Genomic DNA, 12,580 nt, shown 5'->3' with positions numbered 1-12,580 from the left:
TGTAGCGTTCCTTACTCGCGTACTGGAGTTTTGCTGTCATGCGCCTGGTCCAGCTTTCTCGTCATAATATTGCGTTCCCTTCCCCGGAGGGGGCGCTGCGTGAGCCTAACGGGCTGCTGGCGCTGGGCGGCGACCTCAGCCCTGCCCGGCTGTTGATGGCTTACCAGCGCGGCATCTTCCCCTGGTTTTCACCCGGCGATCCGATCTTATGGTGGTCGCCCGATCCCCGCGCCGTGTTGTGGCCGACGCAGTTTCACCTGAGCCGCAGCATGAAGCGTTTTCACAGCAAATCCCCCTACCGCGTGACGCTCAATCACGCGTTTGATCGGGTCATTGAAGGGTGCGCTGGCGATCGTCATGAAGGCACCTGGATCACCCGCGATATCATCACCGCTTACCACCAGCTGCATGAGCTTGGATACGCGCACTCCATAGAGGTGTGGGACAAGAGCGAACTGGTCGGCGGCATGTACGGCGTGGCGCAAGGCGCGCTGTTCTGCGGTGAATCAATGTTCTCCCGCGCGGTTAACGCGTCAAAAACCGCGCTGCTGGTTTTTTGTCAGGAATTCGCCGCTCGTGGCGGCCAGCTGCTGGATTGTCAGGTTCTTAACGAGCACACCGCCTCGCTTGGGGCAGTTGAAATCGCCCGGCGTGACTACATCAGCCATCTGGAGCGTTGTCGTCAGGAGAAGCTCCCGCGCGACTTTTGGATACCCAGAACGCTCTTTATGCCCAATGCCTAAATGTTTTACCGCATATTTTTTATGAGGGTGTTATAATTACGCCGCAGAGTAGCTTCTGCCTGTTGCCCCGCCGCCGTTTGGGATTTCTTCGCTTCAGATAACGTCCTGACGTTTTCTAGTCGTTTCCCCTTTACGAATGCGCTTCTCGTGCGGTTAAACCGTGACGCTTGGGCAATGCGCCGAAACTGTTTTGCTGCGTTTTAAACGCGCAATTCTTTACTTAATTGAGGAATTTCGGCATTATCTTGCCGATTCAAAACTTGGTAGTGATACCCCAGAGGATTAGATGGCCAAAGAAGACAATATTGAAATGCAGGGTACCGTACTTGATACGTTGCCTAACACCATGTTTCGCGTAGAACTGGAAAACGGTCACGTGGTAACTGCGCACATCTCCGGTAAAATGCGCAAAAACTATATCCGCATTTTAACGGGCGACAAAGTGACTGTTGAACTGACCCCGTACGACCTGAGCAAAGGCCGCATTGTCTTCCGTAGTCGCTAATTGTTTTCGCCTGTAATGGCAGATGAATATTTAAAAGGTCGGGATTATCCCGGCCTTTTTTTATTTGTGGCTTTAATTCTGAGCAGGCATAAAAAAACCGGGCATTTGCCCGGTTTTTAAAACTAACGTTTAACTCAGTGAGCCGCTTCCGGCTTATGCTTCGCCGCGCTCTGGAAATCGTACGTCAGTTCGTTCTTCGCCTGATCCAGCGCTACCGTTACCTGACCGCCGTCTACCAGCGAGCCAAACAGCAGCTCGTTCGCCAGCGGTTTTTTCAGGTTGTCCTGAATCACGCGCGCCATCGGACGCGCACCCATCGCACGGTCGTAGCCTTTCTCGGCCAGCCAGTTGCGGGCCTCCTGGCTGACTTCCAGCGACACGCCTTTCTGATCCAGCTGAACCTGCAACTCGACGATGAACTTATCCACCACCTGATGGATCACCTCGGTAGAGAGATGATCGAACCAGATAATGTTGTCCAGACGGTTACGGAACTCCGGCGTAAAGATCTTTTTGATCTCTTCCATCGCATCGGTGCTGTTATCCTGGTGGATCAGGCCGATGGATTTACGCTCGGTTTCACGTACCCCGGCGTTGGTGGTCATCACCAGCACCACGTTGCGGAAGTCCGCCTTGCGCCCGTTGTTATCGGTCAGCGTCCCGTTGTCCATCACCTGAAGCAGGATGTTGAACACGTCCGGGTGTGCCTTCTCGATTTCATCGAGCAGCAGTACCGCGTGCGGATGCTTGATCACCGCGTCGGTGAGCAGGCCGCCCTGGTCAAAGCCCACGTATCCCGGAGGCGCACCGATCAGTCGGCTGACGGTGTGGCGCTCCATATACTCGGACATATCAAAACGCAGCAGCTCAATGCCGAGCGCTTTGGAGAGCTGAACCGTGACCTCGGTTTTCCCGACACCGGTTGGCCCGGCGAACAGGAAGGAGCCGACAGGCTTGTGGTCATGCCCCAGTCCGGCGCGCGCCATCTTGATTGCCTCGGTTAAGGCCTCGATGGCTTTATCCTGGCCAAAGACCAGCATTTTCAGGCGATTGCCCAGCGTGCGCAGCGTGTCGCGGTCGCTCTGAGAAACGCTCTTCTCAGGGATACGCGCGATACGGGCCACCACGGACTCGATATCCGCCACGTTAACGGTTTTCTTACGCTTGCTGGCCGGCATCAGACGCGCGCGCGCGCCCGCTTCATCAATAACGTCAATCGCCTTATCCGGCAGATGACGATCGTTGATGTATTTCACCGCCAGCTCCACCGCCGCACGCACCGCTTTCGCGGTGTAACGCACGTCGTGGTGCGCTTCGTACTTGGTTTTCAGGCCGTTAATGATCTGCACCGTTTCGTCGACGGACGGTTCGGTCACATCGATTTTCTGGAAACGACGCGCCAGCGCGCGATCTTTCTCGAAGATATTGCTGAACTCCTGGTAGGTCGTGGAGCCCATCACGCGGATCTTGCCGCTGGAGAGCAGCGGTTTAATCAGGTTTGCGGCATCCACCTGGCCGCCGGACGCGGCACCTGCCCCGATGATGGTGTGGATTTCATCGATGAACAGAATACTGTTGGTGTCCTGCTCCAGCTGTTTCAGCAGCGCCTTGAAGCGTTTTTCGAAATCGCCACGGTATTTGGTGCCCGCCAGCAGAGAGCCGATATCCAGCGAGTAGATGGTGCAATCGGCAATCACTTCCGGCACGTCGCCCTGCACGATACGCCAGGCAAGGCCTTCGGCAATCGCGGTTTTACCCACGCCCGATTCACCCACCAGCAGCGGGTTATTCTTGCGGCGACGGCACAGCACCTGGATCGCGCGCTCCAGCTCTTTATCGCGGCCAATCAGCGGATCGATACCGCCCACGCGAGCAAGCTGATTAAGGTTGGTGGTGAAGTTTTCCATACGATCCTCCCCGCCTGCTTGCTCTTCATTGTTATTGACCTGATTGCTGGAATCCGAAGCCTGGTTAGACTCGTCTTTTCGCGTTCCGTGAGAGATGAAGTTGACCACGTCGAGTCGGCTGACTTCGTGTTTGCGCAGCAGATAGGCAGCCTGTGACTCCTGCTCGCTGAAGATGGCGACCAGTACGTTTGCGCCGGTCACTTCGCTGCGACCGGATGACTGGACATGGAATACCGCGCGCTGTAATACACGCTGGAAGCTGAGCGTCGGCTGCGTGTCGCGCTCTTCTTCACTGGCAGGCAGCACCGGTGTGGTTTGTTCGATGAAGGCTTCGAGTTCCTGACGAAGCGCGACCAGATCCACGGAGCAGGCTTCCAGCGCTTCTCGGGCGGACGGGTTGCTAAGCAGTGCGAGCAGCAGGTGCTCGACGGTCATAAACTCATGTCGGTGCTCACGCGCTCTGGCGAAAGCCATGTTTAAACTGAGTTCCAGTTCTTGATTGAGCATAGGCACCTCCCCCAATTTTATGCCTTATCAGGCCTTTTCCAGCGTACACAGCAACGGATGCTCGTTCTCCCTTGCATAGTCGTTCACCATCGCCACTTTGGTTTCGGCGACTTCGGCAGTAAAGATGCCGCAGATCGCTTTGCCTCGATAATGAACGGTAAGCATCAGTTGCGTTGCACGTTCTACATCATAAGAAAAGAACTTTTGTAGCACGTCAATAACAAATTCCATCGGCGTGTAATCATCGTTCATTAACATAACTTTATACATGGATGGCGGTTTTAGCGCGTCGCGCACTTCATCTTCCACCAGCTGGTCAAAATCTAGCCAGTCTTTACTCTTACCCATTTTGCATAATCACTTTGAATCTACCTCAGATGTTAGATAACAATCATCTATTACTGTCATCCGCGATGTCCGTCACAAACCGTTGCAATAGCGTTAACTGCTTCAAATTTTGGTTGATTATTGTCCCAACTCCAGCGCCAAACGCTTGACGGCTTCTTTCGTTTATCTAAATTGTACAAGCGTGAGATGGCGAGGTTTTGAACAGCCCCCACTCCACCACCGGTTCATTCCATCTTAATTTATAAGATTTACGAAGGATGTCGAAGCATGGAAATGGGTACTGTTAAGTGGTTCAACAACGCCAAAGGGTTTGGTTTCATCTGCCCTGAAGGCGGCGGCGAGGATATCTTCGCTCACTACTCCACCATTCAGATGGATGGTTACAGAACGCTTAAGGCCGGGCAGTCTGTCCGGTTCGATGTTCACCAGGGGCCGAAGGGCAATCATGCCAGCGTTATCGTGCCCATCGAAGCAGAAGTGGTTGCGTAGCCCTCTGATTCATTGTGTACATCCCGCAGTCAAAATGCCAGCCCGATCGGCTGGCATTTTTATTTTGGGGTTATTCCCGCGCCAGCGCATCGACCGGATCCAGCCGCGCGGCATTGCGTGCCGGGAGCCAGCCAAACAGGATGCCGGTAAAGGTCGAACACAAAAATGCGGTGAGGATCGCCACCGGCGAGAAGCCGATTTCCCAGCCGGGTAAAAAGAGCCGCAGGGCAAAGGCGATCATCATCGACAGGGCTATCCCCATCGCGCCCCCCACCAGACACACCAGCACCGCTTCAATTAAAAACTGCTGCAACACGTCGCTTGCTCTGGCGCCCACCGCCATACGGATGCCAATCTCCCGCGTGCGTTCCGTGACCGACACCAGCATGATATTCATCACCCCAATCCCGCCGACGACTAACGAAATCACCGCCACCAGCGTCAGGAAGAGCTGTAAAGTACGTGTGGTCTTTTCCGCCGTTTTCAAGAGGCCGTCCATATTCCAGGTGAAGAAATCCTTCTTCCCGTGGCGCAGGGTGAGCAATCGCTCCAGCTGCTGCTCCGCCTGTGCGCTGTCGTAGCCCTCTTTGACGCGAACGGTGATGGAGTTCAGCCAGGACTGCCCCATGATCCGCCCGGAAATCGTGGTGTAGGGCAGCCAGACGCGCAGGATCTTGCTGCTGCCAAACATCGACTGCTTCTCTTCCGCCACGCCAATCACCGTTGCAGGCATGTTGCCCACCAGAACCACTTCGCCCACCACGTTGGTCTTATTCGGGAACAGCTGCCTGCGCGAGTTAGCGTCCAGCACCACCACCTGCGCCCTGCCCGCCAGCTGTTCGGCGTTGAAGGTCGCCCCCTGGCTGAAGGTCATGCCGTAGACGTTAAAGTAGTCGCCGCTGACCCCGTTCGCGCTCGCCGCAACGTCAATATTGCCGTAGCGAAGGCGCAGGTTTTGCGACACCGCAGGCGTAGCGGAATTGACCCAGGGCTGGCGCTGGATAGCCACCAGATCGTCATATTTCAGCGCCTGCTGATACTGCGGCTCGTCGTCGCCGAAATCTTTGCCGGGATAGACGTCGATGGTGTTGGTGCCGATGGCGCGAATATCCGCCAGCACCATCTGTTTCGCCGCATCGCCCACCACCACAATGGACACCACCGAGGCGATGCCGATGATGATGCCGAGCATGGTCAGCAGGGTGCGCATTTTGTTGGCCGCCATCGCCAGCCAGGCCATGGTCAGCGCTTCACGAAAGCCGCTGGCAAACTGCCCCCAGCCGGAACTTTGCGGCAAGGTCTGTTTGAGGGGCTGCGCGGCGGCCAGTTTCGCTGGCGGGTTGCTGACCAGCTCGCCGTCGTGGATCTCGATTATCCGTTCAGCCTGGGCCGCCACCAGCGGGTCGTGGGTGACGATAATGACCGTGTGCCCCTGTTCGCGCAGCTGGTGCAGGATCGCCATGACCTCTTCGCCCGAATGGCTGTCGAGCGCCCCGGTGGGTTCATCCGCCAAAATCACCTGCCCGCCGTTCATCAGCGCGCGGGCAATACTGACGCGCTGCTGCTGGCCGCCGGAAAGCTGCGAAGGCTGATAGTCCACGCGTTCCGCCAGCCCCAGACGGGTTAACAGCGCCTGGGCGCGCTCAAGGCGCTGTTTGCGCTCCACGCCCGCATAGACCGCCGGAACCTCGACGTTCTGCGCCGCGCTCAGGTGAGAAAGCAGATGGTAACGCTGGAAGATAAAGCCGAAGTGCTCGCGGCGAAGCTTCGCCAGCGCGTCGCCGTCCAGCGTCGAAACGTCCGTTCCCGCCACCCGGTAGCTGCCGCTGGTGGGTTTATCCAGGCAGCCGAGAATGTTCATCAGGGTCGATTTACCGGAACCCGAGGCGCCGACAATCGCCACCATCTCGCCCGCCTGCACGCTCAGGGTGATCCCCTTGAGCACCTCAACCGGACCGTCGCCTGACGGATAGCTGCGGCGAATGTTATTCAGCTCAAGCAGGGCCGTCATTTAGCGGCTCCGGGCAGGCTTTCGCCGATGACCACCTCTTCGCCCTCTTCCAGCCCTTTAGCGATCACCACGTCGGTGTCGTTGCGCGCGCCAATCGAGACCTCACGCTCGCGGGTTTCGCCGTTGCGCAGCACTTTAACCTTGTAGCGCCCGTCACCGGCCGATTCCCCTAATGCGGAGAGCGGAATGGTGAGCACGTTTTTCACGCCCGTCAGCTGGATGTGGACCTGCGCGGTCATGTCCAGACGCAGCACGCCCTGCGGGTTAGGCACTTCGAAACGCGCGTAATAGAAGATAGCGTCGTTGACCTTTTCCGGCGTGGGCAGAATGTCTTTCAGCACGCCTTCATAGCGGGTTTGCGGATCGCCGAGCACGGTAAACCAGGCGTTTTGCCCCGGTTTCAGGTGAATGACGTCGGCTTCGGACACCTGGGCTTTCACCAGCATGGTGCTCATATCCGCCAGCGTCAGGATGTTCGGCGCCTGCTGTGCGGCAATCACCGTCTGGCCCTGAAGGGTGGTGATCTGGGTCACTTCCCCGGCCATCGGCGCCACGATGCGCGTGTAGTCAAGGTTGGTTTTCGCCGTATCCAGCGAGGCCTGATTACGCTTGATTTGCGCATCGATGGTGCCGATCTGCGCCTGTTTGACCGCCAGCTGGGTTGCCGCGGTATCCAGATCCTGCTTCGAGATCGCCTGGGTTTTCGCCAGCGCCTGCTGACGGGTCAGCGTCACCTGAGCAAGGTTGCGCTCCGCCTGCGCCTGCGCACGCTGGGCGCGCAGCTCCATCAGGGTCGCCTCCACTTCGCGGATCTGGTTTTCCGCCTGCTCGGGATCGATAACCCCCAGCAGCTGGCCTTTCTTGACCTTGTCGCCGATTTCGACCGACAGCGTTTTCAGCTGACCGCTGACCTGCGCGCCCACGTCAACCTTACGCAGGGCGTCAAGTTTCCCCGTCGCCAGAACGTTCTGTTGCAGTTCACCCGGACGGACGATCAGGGTTTGATACTGCGGCACCGGCGCGTTCAGCACCTGCCACAGCCAGAATCCGCCCACTAACACCACTACCGCCAGCAGCAGAAACAGCTTTCTGCGTTTTCCCTTAAGCTTCATAAAAATTCCAAATAAATGTTCTGGCAATCATAACGGTTGATTCTATCTAAACCACTCCTCAACGAAAGCCCTGTTTCCTGTAATCGTCATAAATTGTTTACGAGATGTTGATAAATCGCCTGTTGAAATAAAGATCAGCCAAAAGAAGCGAGAACTATCATGTCTTCCATCGTCGACACGCCCTATTCCCACCAGCCGCAGCCAAAATCCGGCTGGCAGCTTTTCACAAACCTGGCCTTCGGCAAACTCACGCCGGGGCTTGCGTGGCAAAACCCCTCTTATCGACGTAAGTTCATGTTACGTTCGCTGGCGACGCCTTTCAGCACCGCGCGCCTGCTGACCCAGCTGGCAAAACAGCCGCGTCTGCTGCAAATGCTTCAGGTGCAGCCGGGCCTGCCGTGCCGCCTGCATCGCCCGTGGCTGACGGTGAATATGCCGCGCCAGCAGGCGCTCGACTCGCTCAACTGGCACTACCAGACCATGAGCCGTCAGCTTCCGGCGACGCTGCTGAACGGCTATCTTTCGAAGCCGGGCGTTATTCTTGCGACCCTGACCGGCAAAGATGAGCAGCAGTACACTATCCGCCTGTGCGCCGACGCCTTCCTCGATAAAGAAGGTGAGGCGACGCTCGCCTTTTGCGATCGTCAGAACGTTGTGCTGGCTGAAATGACCTTTACGCTGTGCCAGTTTGAAGGTAAATCGACGCTGTTTATCGGCGGCCTGCAAGGGGCAAAAGCGCACGTCCCGCACGAGCTGATCCAGGGGGCGACCAAAGCCTGCCACGGCCTGTTCCCGAAACGCCTGCTGGTTGAGACCGCCATGACGCTGGGAAGCGCTTTCCCGGTGGAGCAAATCGTTGCGGTGAGTAACGGCACCCACATCTACCGCAGCTGGCGCTATCGCAAGAAAAAAGAGGGAAAACTGCTGGCGGATTACGACAGCTTCTGGCTCTCTATCGGCGGTGAAAAGCAGGACAACGGCAACTTTGCGTTACCGCTGACCATGCCGCGCAAGCCGATGGAAGAGATCGCGAGCAAAAAACGCTCCGAATATCGCCGTCGCTATGAGCTGCTGGATAGCCTGGCAAACCAGACTACCCTCGCCACCCGCAGCTAATCGGCCCTCCCGCGCGCCAGCCACAGCACGCGGGAGAACATTTTGCGCAGCAGCCCCGGCACGGACTCCACGCCCCGTCGCGCCGCTTCCGTGGCCACTTCTATCGCGAGATCGGGTTTCGACGAACGATGAATGGCTTTGGCGATCACCCGGCGCATGTTCATCGGCACATCCACGGGGATCATCGCCACGCGGTGGAAAACGTCGTCAAATCCATGGCGATACATAAAGTGTTCCATATCCATCGCCGGAAGCGTGGTCAAATGGTCCCGCTCCTCTTCCCGCACGTTGTTCAGCAGACCGCGCACCGTTGAGGCATATTTCTTGCCCGCCTCGTCGCCGTCTACCAGCACGTGCCACTCGATGCCCATCCGGCGCGCGAATTTGATCAGCGGTTTTAATCCCGACTGCGCGAACTCGATGACCTTGATCCCCTCGGCGTCAAAATGGTGTCCGCACTGGCGCGCCAGCTCGTTGATGACCCAGGTTTCGGTTTCCCCCTCCACCAGCAGCCAGCAGCGGGCAAAGAGCGACGAGGCGCGGTTAAAGCGGATATGAAAGGCAATGCGACGCCCATCTTCCGCGCTTAGTCCGCCCGGCCCCAGCCGATAGGCGGTCACGCGCGACGATTCACGCACCAGCCGACAGACATACTCGACGGGCGTTAACGAGAGCAGTTCACCTGAGTTGGTGGTAGCGATCCGTTGCAGGGGCAGCAAATTCAGCAGATGCCAGGCCACGGAAAGCATAATGGGGTGCAGGCGGGTTTCGGGATCTTCCACCAGCAGCAGCGGGCGCGCATCCCGATCCAGCCGGACGGTGCCTTTGGCCTGCAACAGCGTGGAAAATAACCCCAGCAGGATCACCCGATGGCTGCGCCCGCCGGGCTTGTCGATCATCCTGTTGATGATGTCGAGATAGCGCCAGCTTCGCTGTTCATCGTGGGAACGGCGGCGCATCAGACGGTGCCGGGACTGCGACGTGCCCTGCTCGGAAAAGTAGTGCTCAAGCAGTTGTACCATGGCCGACAGCCCCTGGCGGATCTGGCCGTCGGTTAAATTTTGCGGACGGGAAACCAGCTCGCGGGCGAGGAAATCCAGCTCGCGCGCGGTGACTTCAACATCCGGCGCGGTGGGCACCGTGCCGTTACGGATGCGGCGCATAAAGCGGGCGTCGCGCAGGCGCAGCACCGGGGAGAGGCGGATAAGATGGGATGCCAGCTCGTCGATGTTCTCCAGCGCGATCGGGTTGCCCTTTTCATCGAGAAACTCGCGCAGGGTCAGTACGCTGTCGTTGTCGCCCAGCTCCCCTTCCAGACGGTAGAAGATGCGGTGATAGTCGTCTTCGCAGGGCACCCAGCACGGCGACATGGGGCGGAAACGGCGCACCCGGTGACGCCCGGGCTCGGCCTCGCGAAAGGTGAGAATAATGTGCAGGTGTTTTTCACGCCCCTGGACATCTCCCGGCGGAAACCAGAAGTCGTCGCGCACAAAGTGGTACAGGTCATCTTCGGGTGATAATAAAAGGGTCAGCGCATCCAGCAGGCTGGACTTACCCCAGGCGTTTTCGCCTATCAGAACGTTGTTCTGCTCAAGCATCAGCGACAGGCGGTTGATACCGCGAAATCCGACAATTTCCACACGTTCGAGAAGCATAAATCCCCCGCGCAATGGCCACTTTTTCCTTCAAGTTATCAGGAGTATAGCGGGAGGCGGCACGACATAACACCGGGAGACACCACGAAAATTCCGAGGCCAGACGATAAATTAAGAATTCAGAGCCTAAGTTTCGTTTGAAATAACCGATATTGAACAAGATACTCGCGTCCGCAAACTGGACTATGCTTTTTTTACCTCCGGTCTGAACAAGGAATGACATCACATTGCCTTAAATCAAATTTATCGAATTTATTTAAGTGGCGAAGGGATGTTATTGGTTTTTAAAATAATGGCTCTTTGAGTCGTCATCCCTTTATGGCGATAAAGCCCGTGCGCAGGACGCGTGCGGAATTTTATGATTGAGGTGGTTATGTTTAGAAAATTAGCGGCCGAATGTTTTGGTACATTCTGGCTGGTATTTGGTGGTTGCGGCAGCGCCGTTTTAGCGGCAGCGTTCCCGGAGCTCGGTATTGGTTTTGCCGGTGTCGCTCTGGCATTTGGTTTAACGGTATTAACAATGGCGTTTGCCGTCGGCCATATTTCCGGCGGCCATTTTAACCCGGCGGTAACGTTAGGCTTATGGGCTGGCGGTCGTTTCCCGGCTAAAGAGGTCATTGGCTATATTATTGCGCAGGTTGTGGGCGGCATTATTGCAGCGGGCATTCTGTATGTGATTGCCAGCGGTAAAGCAGGATTTGACGCAGCGGCCAGCGGGTTTGCATCAAACGGCTTCGGCGAGCACTCCCCCGGCGGTTATTCCATGCTCTCTGCTATCGTGATTGAAATTGTGCTGACCGCAGGCTTCCTGCTGGTGATCCACGGCGCAACCGACAAACACGCCCCGGCAGGCTTTGCGCCTATTGCTATCGGCCTGGCGCTGACCCTTATTCACCTGATCTCTATCCCTGTCACCAATACCTCCGTTAACCCGGCGCGTAGCACCGCGGTGGCTATCTTCCAGGGCGGCTGGGCATTGCAGCAGCTGTGGCTGTTCTGGGTGATGCCAATTATCGGCGGTATTCTGGGCGGCGTGCTTTACCGCACCCTGCTGGAAAAACGCGATTAACGATTTTCCCTCCTCTCCCTGTGGGAGAGGGCTGTACATACTAGCCGGGTAAGGCGTAGCCGCCACCCGGCTTTTTTATGTCGCTTTACCTGACAGCCTTTATTGGGTAGTGTCTTGGGCGCTTAACAGATACTCAAAAGGAACGGCTGTTCATGTTTTCAGGACTCCTCATTATTCTGCTGCCCCTGATCGTGGGCTACCTTATTCCACTGCGTCGTGAATCTGCATTAAGACTCATCAATCGTTTTCTCAGCTGGATTGTTTACGTCATTCTTTTCTTTATGGGGATTAGCCTGGCGTTTCTGGATAATCTGGCGTCCAATTTATTGGCCATCCTGCATTATTCTGCGGTCACTATTGTGGTTATTATGCTGTGCAATATTGCCGCACTGTTGTGGCTCGAACGCACTATTCCGTGGAAAAATCATCATCATCAGGAAAAACTCCCCTCGCGTATTGCGATGGCGCTGGAGTCATTAAAACTGTGCGGCGTGGTGGTACTCGGTTTTCTACTGGGACTGACCGGTTGGGCATTTTTGCAGCACGCGACAGAAGCGAGCGAATATACCCTGATCTTCCTGCTGTTCCTGATCGGTATTCAGCTGCGAAACAATGGCATGACGCTGAAGCAGATTGTCCTTAATCGTCGGGGAATGATCGTTGCCGTGGTGGTGGTCGCCAGCTCAATGGTGGCCGGCGTAATTAACGCCTTTATTCTCGACCTGCCGCTGAAAACCGGGCTGGCGATGGCGTCCGGTTTTGGCTGGTATTCCCTGTCCGGTATTTTGATGACGGAATCGTTCGGCCCGGTGATTGGCAGCGCGGCCTTCTTTAACGATCTGGGGCGCGAGCTGCTGGCGATTATGCTGATCCCGGGGCTGGTGCAGCGCAGCCGTTCTACCGCGCTGGGGCTGTGCGGCGCCACCTCGATGGACTTCACCCTACCGGTGCTACAGCGTTCAGGCGGCCTTGAAATGGTGCCCGCCGCTATCGTCCACGGCTTTATTTTAAGCCTGCTGGTGCCGATTATGATGGCGTTTTTCTCCGCATAATACCCCGCTGGCGGTAGGGCTCCTGCCGCCAAAATTGCGCTAAATCAATCTCCCTTTAGTTTGTAG

At 56.8% G+C, this 12,580-nt stretch carries 11 protein-coding genes; 6 read left to right on the top strand and 5 right to left on the bottom strand.

Annotation, left to right across the window (positions count from 1 at the left end; translation table 11 throughout):
- Positions 1–38 precede the first annotated feature (38 nt).
- Positions 39–743, top strand: a complete 705-nt coding sequence (gene aat / locus ACSVHP_RS09400) for a leucyl/phenylalanyl-tRNA--protein transferase (protein ID WP_234675598.1) — start codon at positions 39–41, stop codon at positions 741–743.
- 286 nt (positions 744–1,029) lie between these two features.
- Complete coding sequence (gene infA / locus ACSVHP_RS09395) at positions 1,030–1,248, top strand: translation initiation factor IF-1 (RefSeq protein ID WP_002211347.1); 219 nt, start codon at positions 1,030–1,032, stop codon at positions 1,246–1,248.
- A 134-nt stretch (positions 1,249–1,382) separates the two neighbouring features.
- Here infA and clpA read toward each other — a convergent pair whose 3' ends face one another.
- Complete coding sequence (clpA, locus tag ACSVHP_RS09390; RefSeq protein ID WP_234675599.1) at positions 1,383–3,662, bottom strand: ATP-dependent Clp protease ATP-binding subunit ClpA; 2,280 nt, start codon at positions 3,660–3,662, stop codon at positions 1,383–1,385.
- 27 nt (positions 3,663–3,689) lie between these two features.
- Positions 3,690–4,010, bottom strand: a complete 321-nt coding sequence (clpS, locus tag ACSVHP_RS09385; protein WP_417315232.1) for an ATP-dependent Clp protease adapter ClpS — start codon at positions 4,008–4,010, stop codon at positions 3,690–3,692.
- Between the two features lie 267 nt (positions 4,011–4,277).
- Here clpS and cspD point away from each other — a divergent pair, with 267 nt between their 5' ends.
- Positions 4,278–4,499, top strand: coding sequence for a cold shock-like protein CspD (cspD, locus tag ACSVHP_RS09380; RefSeq protein ID WP_014069558.1), 222 nt, complete (start codon positions 4,278–4,280; stop codon positions 4,497–4,499).
- Positions 4,500–4,569: 70 nt separating this feature from the next.
- On the opposite strand, the gene macB is transcribed toward cspD, so the two are convergent.
- Together macB and macA are read right to left on the bottom strand one after the other, a co-directional pair.
- A complete protein-coding gene (gene macB / locus ACSVHP_RS09375; protein ID WP_447551751.1) occupies positions 4,570–6,510 on the bottom strand; it encodes a macrolide ABC transporter ATP-binding protein/permease MacB in 1,941 nt (646 codons plus the stop codon).
- On the bottom strand, positions 6,507–7,622 hold the full coding sequence (gene macA, locus ACSVHP_RS09370) for a macrolide transporter subunit MacA (RefSeq protein WP_447551750.1): 1,116 nt from the start codon (positions 7,620–7,622) through the stop codon (positions 6,507–6,509). Before macA ends, macB begins: the two co-directional genes overlap by 4 nt.
- 159 nt (positions 7,623–7,781) lie before the next feature.
- Between macA and ACSVHP_RS09365 the strand changes: the two genes are divergently transcribed.
- Positions 7,782–8,738, top strand: coding sequence for a VirK/YbjX family protein (locus ACSVHP_RS09365; protein ID WP_447551749.1), 957 nt, complete (start codon positions 7,782–7,784; stop codon positions 8,736–8,738).
- On the opposite strand, the gene ACSVHP_RS09360 is transcribed toward ACSVHP_RS09365, so the two are convergent.
- Positions 8,735–10,393 (bottom strand): ATP-dependent endonuclease, encoded by a 1,659-nt coding sequence (locus ACSVHP_RS09360; RefSeq protein WP_447551748.1) that lies wholly within the window; start codon positions 10,391–10,393, stop codon positions 8,735–8,737. The genes ACSVHP_RS09365 and ACSVHP_RS09360 overlap by 4 nt on opposite strands.
- Before the next feature lie 373 nt (positions 10,394–10,766).
- On the opposite strand from ACSVHP_RS09360, the gene aqpZ reads away from it, so the two are divergent.
- On the top strand, positions 10,767–11,462 hold the full coding sequence (gene aqpZ / locus ACSVHP_RS09355) for an aquaporin Z (protein ID WP_234674596.1): 696 nt from the start codon (positions 10,767–10,769) through the stop codon (positions 11,460–11,462).
- Positions 11,463–11,614: 152 nt separating this feature from the next.
- On the top strand, positions 11,615–12,514 hold the full coding sequence (locus ACSVHP_RS09350) for a lysine exporter LysO family protein (protein WP_417314871.1): 900 nt from the start codon (positions 11,615–11,617) through the stop codon (positions 12,512–12,514).
- The last annotated feature ends 66 nt before the right edge of the window (positions 12,515–12,580 follow it).

The organism is Enterobacter sp. 186315, assembly GCF_053290175.1.
Note: the sequence above shows the minus strand (reverse complement) of the source record. Positions and strands in the feature narration are given on the sequence as shown.